The following is a 24,699-nucleotide window of genomic DNA, read 5'->3' as shown; positions in this document are numbered from 1 at the left end:
GAAACTCCCGGTGTGCTGCCATTCGCCTGTGGCAACCTGCAAAGCTATGAAGTTGCGGGTTTCAGCCAATATTGGATGTTTGGCGGCATCAAGTCGCAGAACGTTTTTTCCACCACCGCCATCAATGATTCCGGGGAATTTTCCATTTCCGCTGATGATGACCAAGTCATTTTTGCCAGTCCATTTCGCGTCGCCTTTGCGGGAAGTGTTGGCATTTTGCTGCTTGGTGTCCGCAGCGTCGGAGAAGGCCTTGAGGCGCTCTTGTTGCTCGGCGGTTGTGGGGATCTCGGCTGGTTGCTGAGCCATCGAAACATCGACGCAACCAAGCGCCAAGGCGACTGCCAGGGCAAGGTGTTGGGGTGGGGAAAAGTGTTGAATAGACATCGAATGCGGCCTCTCTTGAAAGGAGTCCGCACTTTAAAAATTCCACCCCAGGCCACGATGCCAGCTAACGCCACGCCTTGGGCAAGACACAGCAGATGAAATCTGTAGGCTGGTCGTGTTGCGATCCAGACATCGTCGCGTTGGCTTCCACGATCTGAAGCTTCGCCCTACAACTTCTTCGGATCTGTCCTGTCAGCTGCGCTTGAGATACGCCTTCCCATAATGCCGCTCCATCCGCGCCTGAATCAGCTCCAGCGCAATGGACATCAACCAGTAAATGATCGCCGCCGTCGTCAGCATCTCGATATAGCGATAGCTGGAACGACCGTAGGATTGCGCCAGGAACATCACTTCCCAGACACCCATCACCGAGATCAGTGAGGAGTCCTTGAGCATCGAGATGAACTGGTTGGTGGTCGGCGGGATGATGGTGCGCATGGCCTGGGGCAGGGTGACGCGCCAGAAGATCACGGTTTCGCTCAAGCCCAGCGCCAGCGAGGCTTCGCGCTGGCCGTGGGGGACGCCGAGGATGCCGGCGCGGAAGATTTCGCTCAGGTAGGCGCCGTAGTTCAGCGACAGGGCGATGATCCCGGCGGCGATGGCGCCCGGGACCACGCCCAGTTGTGGCAGGCCCAGGTAGATCAGCAAGATCTGGATCAGCAGCGGCGTGCCGCGAAAGAACGATGCGTAGAAGCTGGCGATGCCGAACGCCACCGCGCTGTTGGACAGCCGCGCCAGGGCGGTGATGAAGCCCAGCAATGACGACGCGACGATGGAGCACAGGCACAGAAACAGCGTCAGCACCGCGCCTTGCAGAAAGCCGTTGGGGGCCAGGTGCACGCCGAGCAGGTTCGGCAGTTTGTCGAGGATGATGGAGAACTTCAGGTCGAAGCTCAGGAAAAAACTCGCGAACAGCACCAGCATCGCCGCCCAGGTCAGGTACAGCCGGGTGCGAAAGCCGAAGATTTTTTGCAGACGCGACTCAGCCACCGGGTGCGGTGGCCGAGACGGAGACGGAAAAGAGGTCATTGGGTGATGTCGGCGCCGATCCATTTCTGCGAGAGTTTGCTCAAGGTGCCGTCCTGTTTCAACTGCGCGAAGACTTCACGCACCTTGGCGTTCCACTGGGCGTCGCCCTTTTCGATGGCCACCGAGTTCGGTTCGGAATAGAGCGCCTCGCCCGCCAGTTTGAAGCGCTTGTCTTCGGTCAGGCGCGGCTGCGCGGTCACCAGGTTGGTCAGCACCGCATCCAAACGCACCCCGGCGCCCAGGCCAAGGTCCTGGAACGCTACGTTGTCGGTGTCGTACGGGGCGATCTGCACGTTCTCGAAGGGATAGCTCAGGCGGGTGTCTTCAGCGCCTTCGATCACCAGGTTCTTGTTCAGGTAACTCTCGTAGCTGGAGGCGCTGGTGAGGCCGACTTTCTTGCCGCTCAGGTCTTTGGCGCCGTGGATGCTATCGTCCTTGGCGTTGACCACGATCACCGCTGGCGAGGCGTAATACTGCACCGGGAAATCGAACACTTCGGCGCGCGCCTTGCTCGGCGTCATGGAGCAGATGCAGATGTCATAGCGCCCGCTCCAGTGCCCGGCAGCGATCACGTCCCAGGACGGTGTTTCCAGGCGTAGCTTCACGCCCAGCTTTTCAGCGACCGCTTTGGCGACATCTACGTCAAAACCGTCGAGCTGGTTCTGATCGTTCAGGAACGAGAAGGGCGGGTAGCTTTCCATCAATACACCGACCAGTTCTTTTTTCTGTTCGATGCGATCCAGGGTGGTGCCGGCGAAGGCTTGCGACGAAGCGGCCAGCAGGGTCAGGCCCAGGGCCAGCAATGGTTGTAGTTTCACGTGAAGTCCCTGGTAGAAAAATAAGTTGTAGTTAGCCGATTGGTGCGTATTAAATAGTTATAAGAACAACTCCGGTAGTGAGTATTTTTCATAAGCTTATGAGTGAATCGCATATGGGCTCAGCAACGACAGTCATTCTCGATGGCGGCATGGGCCGCGAACTGCAACGCCGGGGCGCGCCGTTCCGACAGCCCGAGTGGTCGGCCCTGGCCTTGAGTGAAGCGCCTCAGGCCGTAGAGGCCGTGCATGCAGCCTACATCGCCAGCGGCGCCCATGTAATCACCAGCAACAGCTACGCCGTAGTGCCGTTTCACATTGGTGAAGCGCGCTTCGCTGCAGAAGGCCAGGCCCTGGCCGCGCTGGCGGGAGAGCTGGCGCGGCGGGCGGTGCAAGCTTCAGGCAAAGCGGTACGGGTTGCCGGGTCGCTGCCGCCGTTGTTCGGTTCCTATCGTCCGGATCTGTTCGACGCTTCCCGCGCCAGTGAGTTGCTCGCGCCATTGGTGACCGGCCTGGCGCCCCATGTCGATCTGTGGCTGGCCGAAACCCAAAGCTCGACGGTCGAAGCGCAGGCGATTCACGCCGGGCTGCCCAAGGACGGCAAGCCGTTCTGGCTGTCGTTTACCTTGAAAGATGAAGACACCGATGAAGTGCCGCGCCTGCGTTCCGGTGAACCGGTGGCGGACGCTGCGGCGGTCGCGGCCGAGCTGGGTGTCGAAGTGCTGCTGTTCAACTGCAGCCAGCCGGAAGTGATCGGCGCGGCGATTGATGCCACGCGGGAAACCTTCGAGCGCCTGGGGGTGAAGATCCACATCGGTGCCTACGCCAACGCCTTCCCGCCGCAACCGAAGGAAGCGACGGCCAACGACGGCCTGGACCCGCTGCGCGAAGACCTCGATCCACCGGGCTACCTGCAGTGGGCGGCGGATTGGCAGCAGCGTGGAGCCAGTCATCTGGGTGGCTGCTGCGGGATCGGGCCGGAGCATATTGCGGTGTTGGCGCAAAAGCTGATCTGAATCTTGATGTGAAATACTCCTGTGGCGAGGGAGCTTGCTCCCGCTCGGTTGCGCAGCAACCACAAAATCCTGGGGCCGCTGCGCAGCCCACGGGGATAAATCCCCTCGCCACAGCACTCGCTGAAATTCGGGCTTACGCTTTTCCCCGAGTCCTCTAGCCTCCGCTATACATATGTATGTCATTTGCGCTCGAACGGCGCGATAGGGTCCCAGCCCTGATCACAACCGGGACACTTAAATGACGGTCTTCTCTGAACATGAACATGGCGCGCCTTCTGTCGTGCCCTTGAAACCCCTCACCCTGTTATCCAACGGTCTTCGATTCCAACCGCATGCCTTTGCCGATCAATGGCTGGGCCAGTGGGGCCTTGTTGGCGACGCGCCAGTGCTGGTCACTTATCAAGAGGTCGAGACCGAAGAGTCGGCCGCGATCAGTCAGCGCACATCGGTGCCGTTGCGTGACGCCGTGACACAAGGCTTTTTGATCGCCCACCAAAGCCGGGTCTATCCCTCCGGCCATTCGCCGCGTGAGGGCTGGATTTATCCACATCGAAGCCATATGTCCCTGGACTTCTCGTCGCTGCGGGTCAACGGTAACGCCCTTTCGCCAGACGTCTTGCAGCAGTTGCAGACGGGCATTGCCCCCGGCTACCAGGGCACGGGCCAGCCCGTTGTCACCGAGGTGGATGCCCAAGGCAATCTGCTCAGTGTCCGTGGTAAAGAACAAGTCCGGCAGTTGGCACTGCTGGACAGCAATCAGGTGAAACTGGCGCGTTTGTTCGCCGGCCTGCCCACGTTCGACTCGGTGCTCAAGAGCCTGCTGATCGGCAAGCTCAAGATAAAGATCGCCGAGACGAAATTTCGCCCATCACTGCTTGAGCATATCGATCCGGATCATTGGTATGTGAACCACTTCCGCATCGACGCCGTCGGCGGACGTTCATTGATCGCCTCGCAGAGTTTTACCGATGTTCTATTGAGCTGTCTGGCGACGGATACACCGCCGACGTACTCGGTCGGTGGCGTGGGGTTCTTCACCCGTCCGGATGCCGTGGAAGAGGCGGACAGCGTATTTGCCAGCCCGGTGGGCAGGAACATCCTGGCGGCCATGGAGGCGGTTTTCTATATCGCCCAACCCACAATCAACGACAGCCTGAAACGTCAGTTCCGTGACGATTTCATCGCCTTTCGCCGTAACAAGCACTGGGGCGACTCGCTCGAGACCTCAACCCCGTCTACCGCTGAAGCGGCCCTCGCTCATTTGTTGTCTCGACGATTCCTGCACCTTTTCGACCTGTACAAGGCCGATCGGGATTCAGGCATTGCGTTAACCCAAAGTGAACGAAGCCAGCAGGGTGAAGAAGATCGCCTGTTGGACCTCATCACCACCCATCCGGGCATGGCGGACAGAAACCGCTTGTTGCGAGCGCCCATCCCCCATGTCTACGCCGTCATGCTCGATATGGGCAGCGCGACCGCGCAGAAATGGCCCGCTGCAATGGTGATCAAACGCACGGATCAACCTTCATTGTTTCTCTACTCCCTGGAAGGGGGTATACAGCGCTTCCATTCTTTCCAGGCGTTGGTCAATCAAGTAAGCCCTACCTACGACGGGCAGAAACGCACGATTCGGGATATTTCCTCTGAATTGTCCGGACATGTTTTTGAAGTGGCGGCAGATGACCTGCTGCAGATCCAAGGCACTGCCCTGGAAGCGTATCTGAATGCTCCGCAAAACGAGACGGTCGCTTTGGCGGCCTTTGCGCTGAATGTTGAAGATGTGCTGGATTTACCCATGTTGTCACTTGCCGGACCGCTGGCTGTCCGTCAGGAAGTCCTGGTTGAAAACAGTCGCCCGGATTTCTACAAGCGCGCGGCTGGTTCGGAGCAATCGACCTATCGCAACTTGGAAAAACAGGTCTTGGAAGCGGCCTATGAACTGGGTGCCCGCGATATCCAGACGCTGTGGCAGTTCACCCGCCAGAAGGTCAAACACTACCTTCAACAAACGGTGCACCCGGGCATCGATCCCGATCCGGACAAGTGCCTGGTCACGTTTTCCTTCGGGGAAAGTGCCAGCTCAAGGCAGTCCCGTACCTCCAGCTTGACTCAGTTGATGCTCGATAACCTGCGTCCGACTCAGTACCCCAATGCCCTGCGGGAAGTGCAGACGGTCTATGTTGCCGACCAGGATGGGCAACGTATCCGGCATCCGGCCAACGGTTATTTCGTCACGTTGAGCGGGCGCGAATTGGCCCGGATGGTGACGAGCATCGATGCCGGAGGAAGCTACCAAACCCTGCTCGGCAAGGAGATGAACAAGCCGGACTACAAGAGGGCTTGGCAAACGGCGTATCTGGCCAATATGAAATTCAAAGGTTACGAAGCTGCGCTCAGGGGCAATGAAGTGTTCAAGAGCACCGTGCTCGATACGGCCTGCACTCCACCGAAGCCGTGCAAGCGCCTCGCGCTCTGGCTGGATGCGGTCCTGCGTTCGCCGACGGCACAGGCACGCCCCTTGGTCTTGGGGCGACGGGTGCATGTCCATGGTCTTCTGCTTGGCGGTAGCGTGGGCGCTGGAGAGCAGCATGGAAGGATGAGCAATGCGCTCAGCATCGATGGCCCGCTGATCTTTTCCGATCAGGAAGGGCCGGACATCAAGGGAACGGTTGGCGTTTATTTTCCAGACAGCCCCGAGGGCGACGACTTCCATGAGTTTGCCGATCTGAGCGATGGCGTGGCAGGGCTATTGCCACGAGAGGAATGGCAGGCGTATTTCCGTTCGCGCATTGCCACCAGCGATCCTGAAGAGATCAAACGTACCCTGGGGCAGCGAGGCGGCCGCCCGCTGATTCGTGGCGCGTTGATCAGCGGCGATCTGCTGGAGGCCCTTCACCGGGCGCACGTCAACTTCCACAGTGCGCATGCCGACCATCGCTCCACTAGCAACCTGGATGTTCATTATCAAACGCTCGGCAGGTTTGGACAGGTGGCGGTCGAGATTGCCCTGGAACTGGCGACGATGTTCCTGGCCCCCGGTTTCCAGATGCTCAAGAGCATCATCAAGACCGGCCTGTTGATATCCAGGACCGGTTCTATCCCGCTGAACCTGAAAACCCTGGCATTCGTGCACACGGTGGCCAACCACGGAGGCTGGCGCCTGGTCCGAAACGTGACGCTTGCGCCACGAGGCCAATCCTCTTTCCGGACGCTGACGGCTCGCCAAACCCAGGACGAGGCACTGACGGGGCTGCCGTTGGAGGCGGCGGTCTACCGATCCTATGCCGTTTCGGATACCTCGGTGATACAAGGACTGACAGCGGACGCACGCGGCTTTTATCGCACGACAGTCAGCGATATGGCCACCGGCCGGGTTATTGCTCACCCGGTCTATGTGCGACAACCCGATGGCACCGTGTTCCGCGTGCACGACCATACGAAGTTGAACGCAACCGAGGCCACGCTGGTGGACCCTGTTACCGGATTGAACATCCGCTCTGTCGGGGTGATGAGAAGTACGGTGGCGCGGCTGCCCAATGGCGAGTGGCGCGCCGTAGGATTTGGCCGGGGCGGCGGCAAACGCCCGGCGGATACGCCTGCCCAACCGGGCCCTTCAAAGAAGCCTGCCCTATCGGTTTCCGCTGTTTCCAATTCGATACGCACGCCGGGCACTTGGAACAATCGGATCATGGACCTGGTCCCGTCAATCATGACGCGGCTGGCGATCTGGCCACAAAACCGCAGCTTGCTGATCATTGATGAAATATCCGCAGGGCGTGCCTGGTCGGTGCGTTTTACCCCTGGGCAACATGAAACGATTTATCCGGTGGCCGAGCATCCGGATAGAGCGGACACAGATGTCGTTTTGAGACGAACCGGTCATAGCCATTACAGTTTGCTCTTGGGTGAGCGCGTGGTGGAGATCAATGCCGATGGCGATTGCTTATTCAATGGCTTGGCGGCGGGGTTGAATGAAGGGCAGTCTCAGCAGACGTTCACGATGCAGGGGCTGCGCGATGCCGCAGCCGATCATATCGATCAGCATCCGGAGTTGAGTCAATATGTGGCGCCGCCAGTCTCCAGAGTGCAGCAAGCGCTCGTTGAATATGCGCCATCGCTGGTCAATCTCCTGGACAATGCGGCGATGCTCGATCTCACCCGGATCGTCCACGGAACGGCCAACCCGTATCGCTTGTTCCAACCGACCTTGGATTACTTGGATTTGCATGCAAACAGGACTGTTCGTATGGCAATCACTGAGGCGCCAGGGACTAAGTTACCCCCCGAGATCCTGCAGGAAGTCGGCCGCATATTATCGCCCCGGTCCCCGGCCAAGCTGACGGCGGGCACCAGCGCCCCTTTTTCCGCACAGGAAAAAGTCACCATGAAGCAATTGTTCGAGGACATTCTGCTGTGGCCTGTCGATGATCAGAACATTCTCCGGCTACTCGATAACAAGTACCTGCTGGTTTCCAAGGACGTGGCTCATATCATGCTGGAGTATGGGCTCACCGCCCGGCAGTTGCTCGGTCATCATCCCCGCAATAGCCTGGGCTATGTCAGGTACGATGAAGAGTTGCACGGCCATCTGGACGCGGATGCGATTGAAGAGCTGCTGGACGGTGCCCATCTCGTGGATCGCAATGATTTGGATGACGCAAAAGACCTGCTGATGCGTGTTCGGGGCAGGTTCGTCGATGACGATGCTGAGCTGTTCGATCAGTTCATGTATGCCGACAGGGTCGAGCGGACCATTGATTTACTCAGAACGGCCCTTGGGCGTTTCCCTGTTTTGCGGCGGCGGGTCGACATTATCCTGAGATCCCCCGTTATCATTCACAATCTCGGTGGCATGTTGCCCGTGAGTGAAGTCGCGAGGTTGATCCGTAATCCGGCGCTCTCCGACAGGCGCTTTGAACTCATCGCCGCGTATGCAGACGCCCGTTATGGCGAACTGGAGCGTACGGGGCGCATCGACCTCGACTGGATGCAGGTGTTCGATGATCGGAACCTGCAAAGCATCATCACTTATCAAGATAATCTGACGGCGTTCATGAGGTTCCTGGGCGGAGCGCGGCAGAACATCGAGAGCATAGACGTGCCTGCCGTCGCAAAGCTGTTCAGCCCTCCAGGGCAGTCGCCTTCCAATGCCCGGGCGGCCCTCCTGTTCAATACCCCGGGTTTATTGGGGAACCTCATGCGCCTGCCCCCCGATTACGCCATGCAGATCTGGCTTGACCTGATTGGGCCGCACTTTAGCGATGCGACTATTCGGCAGGCGCTTGGACGACCGGGGTCGCTGCGTACTGGACTGGATTTTGGATTGGCATTAAGGGACAGCCTGGGAGCAGAAGAAGCCCGTGCGAATCGGATTGTTCAACACCTGCTTTCCGTCAGCCAGCGTCGGGCCCAGCTCTATCTCTACAACTTTGACTTCCCCACTAACCGCTTGGGGCATAGCCGTCTGGATTTTGCCGTGTACTTGGAAAGTCATCTGAGCATCCCGGCCTGGGCCTGGCAGTATGCGCGGCGAGGCGTGACCCCTGACTCGCTCAAGCAGTTTGGTGAGATGAAGCCGAAATTGGAGTGATGGGTCAGTTGGCAGGCGACGAATGCGTTGACTGATAAATCGCCATCGCGAGCAGGCTCACTCCCACAAGGGGTTGGCGGCGAACGCAGATTTTGCAGCCGCCCCGGGCCCCCTGTGGGAGCGAGCTTGCTCGCGATAGCGGACGACCCATCACCGAAAATCTACGAGCGACACTCCACCAACCCAAGCACCTGCCCATCCGCGCTCTGGTTCTCCTCACTCAACCAGCGCTCGAACCCCGCGGCGATCGCCGGCCATTCCGAATCCAGTATCGAGTACCACGCGGTGTCGCGGTTCTGCCCCTTGACCACCATGTGCTGGCGGAACACCCCTTCAAACGTGAAGCCCAGCCGTTCGGCGGCGTATTTGGAGCGGGCGTTGCCGTTGTTGCACTTCCATTCCAGGCGGCGATAACCCAGGGCGAAAGACTCCTTGGCCAGCAGATAAATTGCCTCGGTGCTTTTCGGCGAGCGCTGCATCGGCGCGCCGAAGGTCACGTGGCCGATCTCGATGCGGCCCTGGGCCGGCACGATGGACATCAGGCTGAGGATGCCCTGCACCTGGCCATTGGCGCGGTCGATCACGCTGAAGAAATACGGGTCGACATTGGCCGCATGATTCTCCAGCCAGGCATCGAAAGCGCCGCGATCCTTGAAGGGCCCGTAGGGCAAGTAATCCCAGAGTTTCGGGTCGGCCCCGGGACCTTCCAGCGCTTGCCACAGACCGTCGGCGTGACGCGCCGGATCGAGTTTTTCCAGGCGAATGAAACGCCCTTCGATCAACTGCGTAGACGGCGCCGGGACACCTTTCCAATCGGCGAGTGAAGTCGACATGCTGCGCTCCTTACAGGGCTTTGCGAAATTGAATGAAACCCGGGCGTTCGGCGATGCGCTCGTAGAGCTGGATCGCGGTCGCGTTGGTTTCGTGGGTCAACCAGTGCACTTTGCAGCAACCGTCGGCCTTGGCGGTGCGGTAGACGAACTCGATGAGCTGGCGACCGACGCCAGTGCCGCGGCAGTGTTCCGTTACCAGCAGGTCTTGCAGGTAGCAGGAGTTTTCAATGCTCCAGTTCGATCGGTGATAAATGAAATGCACCAGGCCCACCGCCGTGTCGCCGTGCCAGGCGAGGGCAGCATGGGTCGGCTCGCGGTCGTCGAGCAAGCGCTGCCAGGTGCTTTGGCTGACCGCGTCTGGCAGTTCGGTGTTGTAGAACCGCAGGTAGGCTTGCCACAACGGCAGCCAGGCGGCGTGATCGTCTGCGCTGACGAGGCGGATTTCGGCTTGGTTCATGTTCACTCCTTGGACAATTGTTCAGGCATCAGGCACGCAAGCGCCTGGTCCTGTGGATCAGGGCTGGCGGCGAGCCCGTTGCGCACCCCGGCGGCATCCACCGGGCTGCGGTTCTGGCTGAGCTTGCGTTTGCCTTCCAGGCGCTGGATGGGCAGGGCGAAGCCAACGATGGCCCTGAGCATGCTGTCGATGTACTCGGCCGGAGCATCGTCGATGCTCCAGGGCAAGGCGCGGCCGCTTTCGTGGCGGTCGGTGAGGGCGCCGACCAGGTTGCGCAGGCGCTCAGGATCGTTGAACACCTCGGCGGTGCCGTAGGCGTGTACGGCCTGGTAGTTCCAGGTTGGAACGACTTTGCCGTGTTCGGCCTTGCTAGGGTACAAGTCCGGGCTGACGTAGGCGTCGGCCCCGGCGAAGATCACCAAGGCTTCGGCGCCGGCTTGCAGGTCGCGCCATTGTGGGTTGGCCCGGGCCATGTGCCCGTAAAGGCTGCCGTTGGGGCCTTGTTGCGTGTCCAGCAACAGCGGCAAATGACTGGCTTGCAAGCCGTGTTCACCGTGAGTGATCAATACGGCCAGGCGGCAATCGACCATCATCTGTTGCAGTTGGAGCAGGTCTTCGACGGCAAAGGCTTTAGGGTTGTACATGACGATTTTCCTTGGCGAATGCGAGCATCCTAGGCAGGCTATTGGTCTGTTGTAAGAGCCACTTCTGACCAATTTGATAGGTCCATTTTCAGGTGCCGTCATGAACAACACCGTACCGCCACTGTCATTCAACCCCGCCGGCATCGAACTGGATCGGCGTCAGGGGCTCAGTCGTCAGCTGTACCAAGCGTTGCGTGCCCGGGTGCTGGACGGGCGGTTGGCCAGCGGCACGCGCCTGCCGGCCAGTCGCGATCTGGCGGCGGCCTTGTCGATTTCCCGCAACAGCGTGGTACGGGCCTACGATCAGCTCTACGCCGAAGGCTTCATTGAGGGGCGGGTCGGTGACGGTACTTATGTGGCAAAGCTGTCTGCGACGGCGTTACCGCTCAAAAACATATCCACAAAAGTGTCCACAGGGTTTTCAACAGGCTTACCCACAGCCTTATCCACAGATTGGCTGGATTTACCTGTGGTTTCATCCAGCCAAGTTATCCACAGCGACGCCTTGGAGCGGGTTGAAAAGCATCATTTGGTCCAGCCGCCCAGCGGCCCGCCGAGGGCGTTTCGAGTCGGTATTCCTGCGTTCGATCTGTTTCCTTTTGACGTGTGGGCCAAGCTGAATGCGGCTTTCTGGCGCAAGCCGGATCTGCAGCAGCTGTGTTATGGCGATTCTCAAGGTGATGCACGCTTGCGCGGCCTGATCGCGGCGTACCTGCGCAGCTCCCGAGGGCTGCACTGCACTGCTGAACAAATTGTGATCACCAGCGGTGCCCAGCAGGGCATCAGCCTTTGTGCACAGCTGTTGGTGGACCCGGGCGATGTCGTCGCTGTGGAAAACCCCGGCTATCGCGCCGCCGGGCATGCGTTTGCCGTGGCCGGTGCCGAGGTGAGAGGCGTATCGGTTGATAGCGATGGTCTCGATTGCACGGCATTGAGTACGTTGAGCCACTGTCGGCTGGCCTATGTCACGCCGTCCCATCAGTACCCGACCGGGGTGGTCATGAGCCTGGCACGGCGCTTGGAACTGCTGGCCTGGGCCGAGCGCAACGACGGCTGGATCGTCGAGGATGACTACGACGGTGAATACCGCTACAGCGGCGCGCCGTTGGCGCCATTGGCCGCGCTGGATCGCCAGGGCCGTGTGCTTTACGTTGGCACCTTTGGCAAAGTGGCTTTTCCGGCCCTGCGCCTGGGTTATCTGGTTTTGCCGCCTGGCCTGGTGAGCGCCTTCGCCCGCCGCCGCGCCGTGGATGTGCGCCACTCGGAAGTCAGTACCCAGGCGGTGATGGCCGAATTCATGGCAGCGGGGCATTTTCAGCGGCACATCAGGCGCATGCGTCGGGCCGCCCTGGTCCGGCGTGATGCGCTGCTGGCCGGCTGGCCGAAGGCGGTTGCCGGTGTCGGCACCATGCCCACGGTGGTGGCCGGGCTGCATGTCACCGTGCCGGTGGACAGCGTCGAGCGTGAATACGAGCTCATAGCGCAAGCGACCCATGCCGGTGTCGAAATCAATGGCTTGAGTGGCTATTGGTTGCCCACTACGACGACGCCAGTGCGAGCCGGGCTGGTGCTGGGGTTTGCGGCTGTGCCGCCAGCGGCGATTGGCACCGCGCTGGCGAACCTGGCAAAGGCCTGGAAAAGATGAAGGCGGAATGCCTGCCGGTCAGTCAAACGCCATCCCTGTGGGAGCGGGCTCCTGACCGTTATGAGGGCTGCTTTGGAAAGAACACTTCCTTGGCCTGGTCCACCGCGATTTCGCTGCGGTAAAGATCGATCAGTTGACGCTGGGTGAGGTCCTGGGTGGTGTCGGCGCGTGCTCCCTTGTTGACTTGTTCCGGTGTTTTCAAGCGACCGGAAAGGTAGGCGTGGGCGGGGACCCAGTCGGTGGAGTAACGGAAATCCGCAAACCAAAGCGTTTTGTTTTCCTTCACGTCCCGGATCTCGTACCGGTCGAGATAGCCGTGAAGCGGGCCTTTGTTTTTTTGTCGGTTCTTTAGTTTGGTGATGGAAATGCGATTGCGGCTTTTAAGCCATATGACGCCATCCATGGTTGGGGGACGATGTTTGATGACATTCAGTACGGCATCGAAGGCTTCCTCATAAAGGGCCTTCGCTTGCGTCTTGAGTTCCGTACGCAAGGCTTCGGCCGTACGCTTTTGTTTCACTGAAACTTCAACGGTTTCGTTCGAGGCACTGTCCATTGCCTTTTTGATTGCAATGCCGACTTTCTCCATCCTGTTTGCATGAGCGTTCAGAATCATCCCGATACCGGTGGGCGATCGGCCTGGCGCATTCATGTGCTCCTCGACCTGCGCCTGGAGCGCCTCCAGTCCATCGACCAGGGCTCGGCCCTTTGCAAGGCTGGTTGCCAGGGACGGGACGATCTGTGGCGTATCGGTGAGCGCATGGGGCACCCACTCACCCGTTCCCTTGCGGTGGAAGGTGGCGATGATCTTGTCTGTGACCGGGTTCTTGACATCGACCCAATCGGTTTCTTCGTGCATTTTCGTTAACCGAGGTTCGCCGCTGACCAGGCCCCAGAAACGTGCCCTGATGAACTTCTTCCTGAACCTGGGGCGTGGCTCATAAGGGTTGCCCATGCTGCGCCGGTTGCTCCTCTCATCGAGGGCCTGGGCCAAATGTTGCAATGCCCGTTTTTTCAGGCTGCTGATCTGCTTGCTCAGCCGATTGAGTTCGGCCGGGCGGGCGCTCTCCTTGTACTCGGTGCCCACGTATTCGAGTTGTTCTTCAAGGGCGGTGAACTGCTCCGTAAGGCTGCCGAATGCATCGATTTGTTCGTCCAGTCGGATCACGCTGCGTTCCTCGATGGCATCGTGCAGGCTTTGAAAGGCAATCGTGGCGCTATCAACCAGTTGGTTAATGACTGCCCAACCTTCGGGCATGGTATTGACGCTATCGAGCGTCAGGCAGAGGTGGCGATACATGTCTAACTGGATAAGGCGGATACCGTCGCTCTTGTAGGTCGGCATTCTTCCTCGGTGCTGCCGGATAAATTCAAAACCTTCACGCCCCAGTACCTTGAGCCTGGAAAAACGTGTCTCCATGTAATCCAGGCGCTCGTTCATGTCCTCGCCGACCCGGATCATGCTCTCGGCTGCATCGACGTGCTGCTGCTCCACGACCGCGACGCCGGTGGTGGCCATGTCCATGGCTGTTCTCAGGGCCGGGGTAAACCGCTCTTTCAGCGCGTCTATCTCTTCGAACGTGAAGTTGATTTGTGCGTTCAGGTAGCCAAGCCTGGCTTTGGGCGCGTCGGGCCTTGATTGGAAGACGGGCCATTGAGTCAAGATGTTCAACGCTTCTTCATAGCTTTCGCGCTGGGTTTTCAAGGTACTCAAGTAAACGTTGCGCTTGGTCTCCTTGGTGGAGCCCGAGGCGTTGTTCAGCTCCTGCGCGTTCATTGTCAGCAGCGCCTGGTGCTCCGGTTTTTTTTCTTCGAAGTGGTTCAGTTCGGCCAGCAGTTGAACACTGCGGCGGTGAGTGTCGGCGATGACTTTTTCCATCGCACCTTTTGATCCCGTGCCGCGCAGGCGCAGGCGGATGTCGATATGCCAATGGCCGTGTATATCGAGCCGCAGGGGAGGGCCCAGGCGCGAGGGATTCTTCCCGTCGACGACACAGACCTTATCGCCCACCATCGTCACGTTGAACCATTTTTCTGCCACTTTGGCGTACCACAGCCCCTGTCGGTGATAGAGCCCTTTGAACGTGCCATCGATATGGGCCTGCCCTGGTGTTTCGGGCGCGTCGACACTGAACGTCTCAAGGAGCTTGGCGCCCTCTCCCGATTTGCCCGTCAGGGCGCCGCTGGAATGGATGGACTCATAGTGCTCAGGGTGCAGTTCCTTGCCGGTGGAAGGCGCGAGTTTTTCGATGACGAGCTTGGGTTTAACCAGCTTGACCGGCTCCTCTATCACCTCCGGCGCCGCTGCCCTGCGACTGCGTGTGCCTTCTCTGGCATGGTCGATAGCGTGAGTGGTGATCGCCATGGCCAGGTTCAGCAACAGGTCGACGAATGCCTCCCATGTGGCCTGGTCGTTGGCGTGTTCGCTGTCCTGCATCAGCGTTTCAATGTCATCCAGAATTTGCCAGAGCCAGACGGCGGTGCCCACGGCAGCGCCCAGGTAAGGCAGGGCCAGGTTGAAAATCAGCCAGCCAGCCTGCTTGAAGGTACTCCAGCGGGTTTCGCTGTTAGACACCGATTGTCGATCTGCAAGCTCGACCAGGGCATTGGCATTGGCCTTGAACAACAGTGGCAGGAAATCGGGGCCCAGGGTTTTTTCGCTCAAGCCGACGGGGGCGGTATCGAGCCATGATGTAAAAGGGTCCGTCGCAAACTCAACGATGACCCAGGGTGAGGGCAGGGGGCCCGAGAAAATGTATCGGCTGTAATTGCTGCGCACCTCATCGGGCAGCCAGGCCAGGACCGATTGGCGCAATTCAGGGATTTGCCTGATCGCATACAACAGGTTGCTGGACGAGGGGTACTGGCACAACTGCGGCTCGAGCAGCGGTCGATAAAGCAGGCAGGGACCGGCGCCTGGATTCTTCGGACCGATCACGAACATATTGGTCACGATGTCCTCCGAGGGGATCAGTTTCTGTTCGGATATGAAGGCCAGCCTGCGCAGAACGATGGGTTGTCCGTCGACCTTGCGATCGGCTTCCTCCGGCTCCATCAGTGCGGCGACATAACGGTAGCCCCGTTCGTCGATGTTCCCACGCCCTCGGATCTTTCCCTCCAGCGCGAGCATGGGCAGTTGAATGCGCAACTGGGAGGTGTACAACTCTTCGCGGCGGGCCGATTCGGTCGGATCGTCGAGCAGTTTGCTCTTCACCAGATCGGGATAGACGCGACCGATATCGATTTTGGTGATGAGGCTTTCGATGTAGTCAGTCGTCATCCAGGTGGGCAACACCTTGCCGTTGAGGGACCTGACGGTTTTGTTGCCCAAGGGCAGTGCAATCAGGTTTTGCAAGGCCAGCTCAACGAGATTGAACCGGGTGGTCTCGAATTTGCCCGGAACGATAAAAGAACCCCAGGCCACGAGGCTGCGAATCTGGATCTCGATTTTTTCCGGATCGAGTGTCGCAGCGTCGGCATGGTCCGCTTGCATCTGTTTCTTGAGGGCGTTCAACGCAAACTCTTTGATAGGAGCAATAGCGTCGAGGTAGGTCTTGCCGGCATGGGAACTGCTCAGCGCCGAAAGGTTTTTCATGTGCTGGGCGAATAGAATCTGATCGGATATCGACGCTGCCAGCAGCCAGTCGGGTATCTTTTTATCGAACCAGGTCGCGCCAATACCTTTTTCTGCGTCCAGCCCGCTGGTCACGGGCTGGTCGTCCTCGATGGATGAAACTTTTTTCAGGAAGCTGGGGGAGCCGAGGATCTTGACCTGCATGGCGATCAGCCCGCAGGCCTTGTGATCGAAGATGTTGCCGGTGGGCTCATACAGCCGCCACTGGATTTTCTTGCGGAATGTGGTGTCCAGTTGCGTCGGGAGAAATTGCCCCAGCGCTTGCTGTGAGTCGAATTTTTTATAGCTGTCGCGCAGCGAGTACGTAAGGATGACCTCTTTGCCGGCGATGGTTCCGATCAGTACCACCAGCGAGTTTTCGTTCAGGCGACGGACGTTGGTCCCGTCAACTTCATCGATGTCGATCAGGTACGCGTGAGTGTCGTAGCGATCATGTTGCTTGCGGTCCTCCAGATTGGGGTAAAGGAACAATTGCCTGGCCATGTCGCATTCAGTCGCGGTCCAGCCATTGACCTCTTTGACGTCCCAGATCTTGCGCAGCGTTCTGGAGAGCTCATGCCAGCGTGGGCCGGAGGTGCCCACTGGAGCGTTCCAGTACGCCAGTTGTTGTTCCTGGCAGGCGGACAACATGACAGGCTCCAGTTCGTTGATCAGGGCTCCGATCTGTTCGATACGTACCGGCAGATGCACCTCCGGGGTGCTGATCGGCAGTTGGGTCAGAAAGTGCACGCCTTCGATCAGCATGGTCGAATCGCTCGCGCCTACTCGTTCGGCCACCATATCGCTGAGGGTTTCGTAACGAGTGGGCAGTTCCAGGATTTCGCTGTCGACAATGTCCCAGCGAGGCTCGCCAACGACTGTGTTGAGCGGATCGAGGTCCAGGGCCGGATACATTTTCTTGAGGGCCCTGCGCAGGAGCACGGCGGCAACTTCCGGGGAGGTGGGGCCTGCGAGTAGCTGGTTGAGCACAGCATTCTTGAGGCTGGCTTCGGGTGTAGTGTTCGTGGTTGTAGAGGTTCTGGTCATCTGACGCTCCCTGTCTTGCGCTAGGTGGAATCCCCGCCGCTGAATGCTTCGGGGATTCCATGCTAGGGAGGTACCAGACAGGGAGGGTGGTAACTATGTATATGCCAAGTAAACCTTGTGGCGAGGGGATTTAACGAAACGTCGCACCGCCCCGCTGGGGCTGCGAAGCAGCCCTGATTACGTTCTCCTCGCTCAGGCTACTGCCCGGATTTGATCCGGGTCCAGGCCCGTGTCCGCGCGCGCTCGGCATCCCGGGGCAAGGGTTGCAGGGTGTACAGCGTGGCCATCGCCGCCTCGGTCGGGTACAGGTTGGGATTGTTGCGGATCGCCGGGTCGACCATGTCCGTGGCGTCCTTGTTCGGGTTTGGATAGCCGACGAAATCGCTGACGGGTGCGATCACCTTCGGTTGCAACAAATAGTTGATGAAGGTGTAGGCGTCGTCGGGGTTTTTCGCGCCTTTGGGGATGGCGAGCATGTCGAACCAGATCGGCGCGCCTTCCTTGGGCAGGCGCATGTCCACGGTCACGCCGTTCTTGGCTTCCTTGGCGCGGTTGGCCGCCTGGGAGAAGCTGCCGGAGTAACCGACGGCCACGCAGATGTCGCCATTGGCGATGTCGGCCATGTACTTGGATGAGTGGAAGTAAGTGATGTGCGGGCGGATCTTCATCAACAACGCTTCAGCCTTGGCGTAGTCCGCTGGCTTCTTGCTGTTAGGGTCCAGGCCCAGGTGCTGCAAGGCCAGGGGCAGGATTTCCGACGGTGAATCGAGCAGTGCCACACCGCATTGCTTGAGCTTGCTGAGGTTCTCTTCCTTGAAAATCAGGTCCCAACTGTCCACCGGTGCGTTGTCACCCAGGGCGGCCTTGACCTTGTCCGGGTTGAAGCCGATCAGGATGGTGCCGTACATGTAGGGCACGGCGAATTTGTTGCCCGGGTCGTTGGCTTCGATCAGCTTCATCAGCTTGGGATCGAGGTGGTTCCAATTCGGCAGTTTGCTGCGGTCCAGGGGCTGGAACACACCGGCTTCGATCTGCTTGGCCAGGAACACGTTGGACGGCACCACCACGTCGTAGCCGGAATTGCCGGTCAGCAGCTTGGCCTCCAGCGCTTCGTTGGTGTCGAAGATGTCATAGACCAGTTTGACCTGGCTGTTCTGCGCCTTGAAATCGTCCAGGGCCTTGGGCGTGATGTAGTCGAACCAGTTGTAGACGCGCAGGGTGCGCTCTTCGGCCTGGGCAGCGCCGCACAGCAGCGCGGCGCACAGGCTGGGAACCATTAAACGCTTGAGTCTGTTCATGCTGTTATTTCCTCATTGGGCGCTTTGAAAACCTTCGAGAACGTTCACGGCATTGATGCCGATTTCTGCTACCGCGTAACCGCCCTCCATCACGAACAGGGTCGGTTTGCCGAGCGCCGCGATGCGTTTGCCCATCGCCAGGTAATCCGGGCTGTCGAGCTTGAACTGCGAGATCGGGTCGTCCTTGAAGGTGTCCACACCCAGGGAGACGACGATGACATCGGCGTCGTAGCCTTGGATTTCGCCGCAAGCCTGCTCCAGCGCGGCGCTCCAGGTGTCCCAGCCTGAGCCGGCCGGCAGAGGATAGTTGAAGTTGAAGCCGTCACCGGCGCCTTCACCGTACTCATCGGCGTAGCCGAGGAAGAACGGAAACTCGGCTTCAGGGTGGCCGTGGATCGAAGCGAACAGCACGTCGCTGCGCTCGTAGAAAATCGACTGGGTGCCGTTGCCGTGGTGGTAATCGACATCGAGGATCGCGACCTGCTTATGGCCCTGGTCGAGAAAAGCCTGGGCGGCGATGGCGGCGTTGTTGAGGTAGCAATAGCCGCCCATCAAGTCACTGGCGGCGTGGTGTCCCGGCGGGCGGCACAGGGCAAAGGCACTGCGGGCGCCGCGCTGGATCTCGGCCTGGGCGGTGAGGGCGACCTGGGCGGCGCTGTAGGCTGCCTGCCAAGTGCCCGCGGTAATCGGTGCGCCGCCGTCGAAGCTGTAATAGCCGAGCTGGCCGTGCAGGCTTGTCGGAATGACCGTGCGCAAGGTCCGCGCCGGCCAGGTGAAAGGCAGCAAATCGCCGTCGCGCTCGAACTCAGCCCAGCGATCCCAGGCGCCTTTGAAAAATTCCAGGTACGCCGGGCTGTGAATGCGCTGGATCGGCCCCAGGCCGAAATCATGGGGCGCTTCGACCGGGCCCAGCGCCCGGGCCTTGACCCGCTCCAGCACATGATCGGCCCGGGAGGGCATTTCAAAGCAGGGCATCAATTGCCCGTCCATCAACTCGCAGCGTCCGTGGTGCAGGTGGTGATCGTCTGAGTAGATCGTCAGCATTATTGTTCTCCGCAAGGCTGATCCGGTTGCTCACAGTCTTGCGGCGCGTGGGGTTTTGGAGAACGGCAGGAGAGGCCAAAAGGGGATCGAAATGGCCAAAAGGTTTGACCGTAAATCGCCCCTTGTTGGCGCAGGTGTGCGCGGGTTTGGGGCATAAGGGCGGCTTCGATGGCGACGCGGAGATTTGTGGCGAGGGCGCTTGCTCCCGCTCGGCGGCGCAGCCGTCGTAGACCGGTTAATGCGCTCTGCCTGAATGAATGCGTCAGCCTGTTTTGGGGCGACTGCGCCACCCAGCGGGAGCAAGCTCCCTCGCCACGGGGTTGATGGTGTAACGGCTAGCGTGACTCGACGTTATCCAGCGCTCGATTCGCCAGCAATGAACTCAGTTCGATCAGTTGCTGGATGCCGAGGGCGATGTGGCGGCGTGAGCCTTCCAGTTCGAAGGCCAGGTCGTTGACCATTGCATCGGCTGACGCCAGGGTTTCGCTAAGATTGGTCAGTAGGCTTTCGTTGTCGATGTCTTTTACGACGGTGAATATCTGGCCGGGGTGGGTCGCGTCTTCAGGCTTTGTCTTTGGCGACAGATAGAAATCCAGAGCGCGATTGGCGGCTTCGTCGAGCTTTTGGGTTTTGGATTTGGTGCGCGAGGGAGTGGGGGCCGCCTCTGGCGGATTCGGTGTAGGTTTGAACATGGTGGAGCTCCTTTCGTAAGAGGAACCATCACCGTCTGCCGCCAAGCAGATTGGGTGACGGATTACACAAGGTTGGCGGACCGGAACGAAAGGAACCCGGCATCCCCGAAGGGATCCTTGCGCAACCCGCCATAATGTAAGAGTGCCTATGCCCGAGGCATCGCAATCATGCTTGAAGGTGTTGTTGCGCCTTTCGAGTACCGGGCCGCCAAGCCCGTTCGCTGGGTGTGCAGCGACGGGGAAACGATAGAGCCCGGGAGCAAGGCGCACAAGCGGGCGGATTCTGGCGTAGTTGTAGGCAATGGCGCAAGGTTGCGTGGGTTGGTGGAGGGGTGGCGGTGGGAGGATAAACAGAGCTTCGTGTTGCTCTGCGATTCGTGGCGAGGGAGCTTGCTCCCGCTCGGCGGCGCAGCCGTCGTAGACCGGTTGTTGCGGTCTACCTGGCGTCCGCCTTTAGGGCGCTGGATGTGTCTGAGCGGACGCCATCGCGGGCAAGCCTTGCTCCCACAGGGGTTAGGTGTTGTGCGTGAAAGCGGCGATTGCCGAAGGTTCAGGACCTGAACTGACTCGGCGCCACCCCACTCCAGCGCACGAAGGCATGCCGAAAACTGGCGGTTTCGCTGAAGCCGAGTATTTCGGCGATCCGATAGATTGGCAGTTGGTCTTCGCAGAGCATTTGCTTGGCCCGCTCAAAGCGCAGTTCGTCCAGCAATTCTTGATAGCTGCAACCCAGATTCTTGAGGTGTCGGCGCAAGGTGCGTGCCGAGCAGTTCATTTGCGCGGCCAGGCCTTCCAGGCCGGGGGCGGCGTCCAGTTGTGCGCTGAGCAATTGGCGAATCCGCCCCAGCCAGGCCTGGCGTCCGGTGAACTCGGTGTTCTGTCGGCGGCAGCGTTCGGCCATGGCGTGATGGGTGATGGGGTCGGCCAGGGGCAGGGGCTGTTCGAGCCAGTGACGGTCGAAGGCAAACGCGTTATCGAGGCTGTCGAAGCGCACCGGGCAATTGAACAGCGCTGCGTAGCGCGCCTGGTAATCGGGCGCCGGATGTTCGAAGCGCGCCGCGCGCAATGGTAGCGCATGGCCGAGCAGGTCGTTGCAGATGACTTTCAGCGAGACCATGCAGAACTCGGCGTTGAACACCGCCAGGGTCGGGTTCTCCCGATAATCGCTGGCGCTGAGCCAGACCGTCTCCTGGTCTTCTTCCAGGTTCAGTTCGAAGAGTGTTCCCAATAGCGCCGGATAGCGCAGCGCCAGGCGCAAAGCGTCACCTAAGGTGGCACTGGTGAGCAGGGCATAACCGAGCATGCCGTAGGACGAAACGTGCATGCGCAGACCCAGTTCCAGGCCGATGTCGCGCTTGAGGGCCACGGCGTTGGCGCAGACCTGCATCTCCTGGTTGGTGGTGATGCGCGTGTCGGCCCGGCTCAGATCCGCCGCGCTGATGCCGCTGCCGGCCAGCAACGCGTCGCTGGGCAGCCCTTCATGCTTGAAGGTGCTGAGCACCAGGGAGACGGCGTTGAGGGTGGTGAGGTGGGAATGAAGCATGTCCGTTTCCAGCCTTGGGAGGCTGGAGATGGAGCAAGTTGTATGCCGGGCGAAGATTGCCAGGCTTGAGCGAACCCCTGTGGGAGCTCGTTCCCACAGGTTCTGCTAGGTGTCAGGCGAGCTCGCCACACAGATCCAGCTCAACCAGCCGCCGAATCTCTTCCACTGGCAACCCCGCGCCAATCAGCGCCTGCAACTTGCCGAATGCGGCCTCGCGGGTCATGCCGCCACCGGATAGCACGCCGACGCCACGCAAGCGACTGCCGGCCTCGTACACATCCAGCTCCACGCCGCCTTCATGGCATTGGGTCACCGCCACCACCACCACGCCGCTGTCCCGCGCCCGCTCGAGGCTGGCGAGGAAGGCTGGGTTGTCGCTCGGCCCGGTGCCGCTGCCGTAGCACTCCAGCACCAGGCCCTGGATCCCGCTGCCGAGCAGGCCATCGAGAATCTCGGCGCTGATGCCGGGAAACAGCGGCAGCACCGCGATATTCGCCAGTTGCTTGGGCTGGTTGTAATTCAACGGCGCCGGCAGCGAAGCGGCTTTGGTACCGCCACCCTGACGCTCCAGGCGCTTGAACGGATGACGCCCGAAGCTGCGCACCTTGGCGCAACGGGTGGGTTCCAGCAGCTCACCGTGGAAATACAGATGCACCCCCGGCGCCAGACCCTGGCCGAGGGCAACCAACGCGCCGCTGAGGTTTTCCCAGGCGTCGCTGTCGGTCACGCCAGCGGGCAGCATCGAACCGGTGAAGCATACCCGCGCATGCAGGCCCAGCAGTTGGAAGCTCATTGCGGCCGCGCTGTAGGCCAGCGTATCGGTGCCGTGCAGGATCAGTACGCTGTCGCAGCCCTGCACATCCACGGCATCGACCACCGCTTCACGCAGTTGCTGCCAGTAGGCCGGAGTCATGTTGGCGCTGTCGATCAGCGGCGACATTTCCCGGAAGCGCCATTGCGGAACAACGAGTTCGGGTTGGCTGTGCAGGTAGTCGCGCATCCGCGCTTCGAAACCGGATGCCGGGGCCAGGCCGTGGGCGCTGGCCTGCATGCCGATGGTTCCACCGGTGTAGAGCACCATGACGTGCTGCGCGGCAGGATAGGTCGAGGAATTCATGGGGGTTCTCCGAGGACGAAAACGGCAGCTTTACTTCGCTGCCACAACATAAGGCCGAGCATGACGCCGACCTTAGGCTGTGTCACGCCGGGCGCAGGGGATGCGCCCGGTTTTTTCCAAACAGCTTATTACCGATCAGCGTTGCGCTGCGGCCACGCCAGCAGTCTCGGCGTCAGGTTTGGCAACCGGTGCCGACGGGGTGGCTGGCCAGGCGTTGCGGTCCAGATCCAGGTCCGGGAACTTGCTGGAGTCGAAGACCGGAACCTTGATGCCGGCCGAACGCTGGTCATCGTAGTCACGCAGGATGCGCATGCCGACCTTGAACAGCAGGAACAGCGCGATCAGGTTCACGAACGCCAGCAGGGTCATGGTGATGTCAGCGAAGGCGAACACGGTGCCCAGGTTTTCGATGGCACCCCAGAAGATCAATACCAGCACCAGGGCGCGATAGCCCATCAGCACCTTGCGGTTTTCACCGACCATGAAGCGCAGGTTGTTCTCACCCAGATAGTAGTTGTAGAGGATCGAGGTGAACACGAACAACGACAGGGCCACGGAGATGAAAATCCGACCCCAGTCACCGACCACGGCGGCCAGGGAGTTCTGGGTCAGGGCAATGCCGTCGCCTTCGAAGCCAGGGGTGTAGAAGCCCGACAACAGGATCAGCAACGCGGTGCAGGTGCAGATGACGAAAGTGTCCAGGAATACGCTGAACGCTTGGACCACACCTTGGGCTACCGGATGCTCGACCGAGGCTACTGCGGCGACGTTAGGCGCACTGCCCAGGCCGGCTTCGTTGGCGAATACGCCACGCTTGACGCCCATGACGATGGCGCTGCCGATCAGGCCGCCAAAGGCTTGGTCCAGGCCGAACGCACTTCTGACGATAGTCACCAGCATGTCCGGTACGTGTTCGAACTGCAGCACGATCACGTAGAGAGTTACGCCGATGTACGCCAGGGTTTTGACCGGTACCAGCAGGTCGGCCACCTTGGCGATGCGCTTGATCCCGCCAATGAACACCAGGCCCAGCAATACCGCCAGGGCCAGGCCGGTGTAGGTAGTGTCAAAGCCGAAAGCGTTGTTCAGGGAGTGGGTCACGGCGTGGGCTTGCAGGCCGTTGAAAGCGAAGCCGAAGGTGATCAGCAGCAGGAATGCCATGATCATGCCCAGCCAGCGTTTCTGCAGGCCGTGCTGGATGTAGTAGGACGGGCCGCCACGGTACTGGCCTTCGGAGTCGCAGCGCTTGTAGAGCTGGCCGAGGGAGCATTCGAAGAAGCTGCTGGACATGCCGACCAGCGCGGTCACCCACATCCAGAACACCGCACCAGGACCGCCGAGGGTCACCGCGATGCCGACACCGGCAATGTTACCCGCGCCGACACGACCGGCCAGGCTGAGCATCAGGGCCTGGAACGAACTGAGCTGGTCAGTGCTGCTCTTGAGGCTGTCACGGAACACCGTGAACATGTGAAAGAAATGGCGGAACTGGACGAAACGCGAGCGGATCGTGAAGTAGCCACCGAGCCCGACAATGAGCACGATCAGCACTTTCCCTGAAAGGAAGTCGTTGATGACTTCGAGCATGAGTATTCCTCGCTGTTTTTTGTTTAAGCGAATGCTGGCCATTTGGACACATCGTGTTACATCGGTTGGCGCGCGGCACATGAGGTAAGGCGATGTTTCGTTCCGGTCTATTCGCGGGTTTGTTATTAGTTCGGTTTTCGCATGTTTTAAGGCCTCGTTACCGACGACCGCTCACGCGAAGAGGGGCGGCACTATACCTATCAGCGCGGTGCCCGTCTGCACAGTTGTGGTGCGTCCGACGAAACGGAGCCTATGTTTCACCTGGCCTCCTGGTCAGGTTTTTGTGGGGGCGAGCCCGCTCGCAATGGCTGATGACGCGGTTTACAACGGCAGCGCGTCATCGTT

At 59.9% G+C, this 24,699-nt stretch carries 16 protein-coding genes; 4 read left to right on the top strand and 12 right to left on the bottom strand.

Going from position 1 to position 24,699, the window contains the following annotated elements:
* Nucleotides 1-12: 12 nt before the first annotated feature.
* Nucleotides 13-483 carry a hypothetical protein gene (locus tag ACWNZ1_RS11775; RefSeq protein WP_280944553.1) on the top strand — a complete coding sequence of 157 codons (471 nt, stop codon included), beginning with the start codon at nt 13-15 and terminating at the stop codon, nt 481-483.
* Nucleotides 484-576: 93 nt separating this feature from the next.
* Here ACWNZ1_RS11775 and ACWNZ1_RS11770 read toward each other — a convergent pair whose 3' ends face one another.
* Together ACWNZ1_RS11770 and ACWNZ1_RS11765 are read right to left on the bottom strand one after the other, a co-directional pair.
* On the bottom strand, nt 577-1,413 hold the full coding sequence (locus ACWNZ1_RS11770; RefSeq protein ID WP_456027644.1) for an amino acid ABC transporter permease: 837 nt from the start codon (nt 1,411-1,413) through the stop codon (nt 577-579).
* The gene (locus ACWNZ1_RS11765; RefSeq protein ID WP_135847872.1) at nt 1,410-2,231 is read right to left on the bottom strand and encodes an ABC transporter substrate-binding protein; all 822 of its coding nucleotides are present in this window, start codon (nt 2,229-2,231) and stop codon (nt 1,410-1,412) included. The genes ACWNZ1_RS11770 and ACWNZ1_RS11765 overlap by 4 nt, the downstream gene beginning before the upstream one ends.
* A 113-nt stretch (nt 2,232-2,344) precedes the next feature.
* On the opposite strand from ACWNZ1_RS11765, the gene ACWNZ1_RS11760 reads away from it, so the two are divergent.
* Both ACWNZ1_RS11760 and ACWNZ1_RS11755 read left to right on the top strand, forming a co-directional pair.
* Complete coding sequence (locus ACWNZ1_RS11760) at nt 2,345-3,244, top strand: homocysteine S-methyltransferase family protein (RefSeq protein WP_456027643.1); 900 nt, start codon at nt 2,345-2,347, stop codon at nt 3,242-3,244.
* A gap of 238 nt (nt 3,245-3,482) precedes the next feature.
* Entirely contained in the window at nt 3,483-8,834 is a 5,352-nt protein-coding gene (locus tag ACWNZ1_RS11755) for a dermonecrotic toxin domain-containing protein (protein ID WP_456027642.1), read from the top strand.
* A 161-nt stretch (nt 8,835-8,995) separates the two neighbouring features.
* On the opposite strand, the gene ACWNZ1_RS11750 is transcribed toward ACWNZ1_RS11755, so the two are convergent.
* The 3 genes from ACWNZ1_RS11750 to ACWNZ1_RS11740 are packed head-to-tail and all read right to left on the bottom strand — an operon-like array spanning nt 8,996 to nt 10,768.
* On the bottom strand, nt 8,996-9,667 hold the full coding sequence (locus ACWNZ1_RS11750; RefSeq protein ID WP_456027641.1) for a GNAT family N-acetyltransferase: 672 nt from the start codon (nt 9,665-9,667) through the stop codon (nt 8,996-8,998).
* Nucleotides 9,668-9,677: 10 nt separating this feature from the next.
* Nucleotides 9,678-10,124, bottom strand: coding sequence for a GNAT family N-acetyltransferase (locus ACWNZ1_RS11745; RefSeq protein ID WP_135847868.1), 447 nt, complete (start codon nt 10,122-10,124; stop codon nt 9,678-9,680).
* A 2-nt stretch (nt 10,125-10,126) separates the two neighbouring features.
* Nucleotides 10,127-10,768 (bottom strand): FMN-binding negative transcriptional regulator, encoded by a 642-nt coding sequence (locus tag ACWNZ1_RS11740; protein ID WP_280944550.1) that lies wholly within the window; start codon nt 10,766-10,768, stop codon nt 10,127-10,129.
* 100 nt (nt 10,769-10,868) lie between these two features.
* Here ACWNZ1_RS11740 and pdxR point away from each other — a divergent pair, with 100 nt between their 5' ends.
* Nucleotides 10,869-12,413, top strand: coding sequence for a MocR-like pyridoxine biosynthesis transcription factor PdxR (gene pdxR, locus ACWNZ1_RS11735; RefSeq protein WP_280944549.1), 1,545 nt, complete (start codon nt 10,869-10,871; stop codon nt 12,411-12,413).
* A gap of 58 nt (nt 12,414-12,471) precedes the next feature.
* Here pdxR and ACWNZ1_RS11730 read toward each other — a convergent pair whose 3' ends face one another.
* From ACWNZ1_RS11730 to ACWNZ1_RS11700, 7 genes are all read right to left on the bottom strand, one after another.
* A complete protein-coding gene (locus ACWNZ1_RS11730; protein ID WP_456027640.1) occupies nt 12,472-16,629 on the bottom strand; it encodes a dermonecrotic toxin domain-containing protein in 4,158 nt (1,385 codons plus the stop codon).
* Nucleotides 16,630-17,270: 641 nt separating this feature from the next.
* On the bottom strand, nt 17,271-18,371 hold the full coding sequence (locus tag ACWNZ1_RS11725) for a polyamine ABC transporter substrate-binding protein (protein ID WP_135847864.1): 1,101 nt from the start codon (nt 18,369-18,371) through the stop codon (nt 17,271-17,273).
* A gap of 12 nt (nt 18,372-18,383) precedes the next feature.
* A complete protein-coding gene (locus tag ACWNZ1_RS11720) occupies nt 18,384-19,415 on the bottom strand; it encodes a histone deacetylase family protein (RefSeq protein WP_135847863.1) in 1,032 nt (343 codons plus the stop codon).
* A gap of 335 nt (nt 19,416-19,750) precedes the next feature.
* Nucleotides 19,751-20,107 (bottom strand): DUF6124 family protein, encoded by a 357-nt coding sequence (locus tag ACWNZ1_RS11715; protein WP_256453955.1) that lies wholly within the window; start codon nt 20,105-20,107, stop codon nt 19,751-19,753.
* Nucleotides 20,108-20,657: 550 nt separating this feature from the next.
* Nucleotides 20,658-21,650: an AraC family transcriptional regulator gene (locus ACWNZ1_RS11710; RefSeq protein WP_256453954.1), complete on the bottom strand. Its 993-nt coding sequence runs from the start codon at nt 21,648-21,650 to the stop codon at nt 20,658-20,660.
* Between the two features lie 112 nt (nt 21,651-21,762).
* Nucleotides 21,763-22,767: an asparaginase gene (locus ACWNZ1_RS11705; RefSeq protein WP_256453953.1), complete on the bottom strand. Its 1,005-nt coding sequence runs from the start codon at nt 22,765-22,767 to the stop codon at nt 21,763-21,765.
* A gap of 135 nt (nt 22,768-22,902) precedes the next feature.
* Entirely contained in the window at nt 22,903-24,354 is a 1,452-nt protein-coding gene (locus ACWNZ1_RS11700) for an alanine/glycine:cation symporter family protein (protein WP_135847860.1), read from the bottom strand.
* Nucleotides 24,355-24,699: the final 345 nt, after the last annotated feature.

The organism is Pseudomonas sp. CFBP 5748 (assembly GCF_053850495.1).
This window is presented reverse-complemented; position numbering and strand designations above follow the sequence as displayed.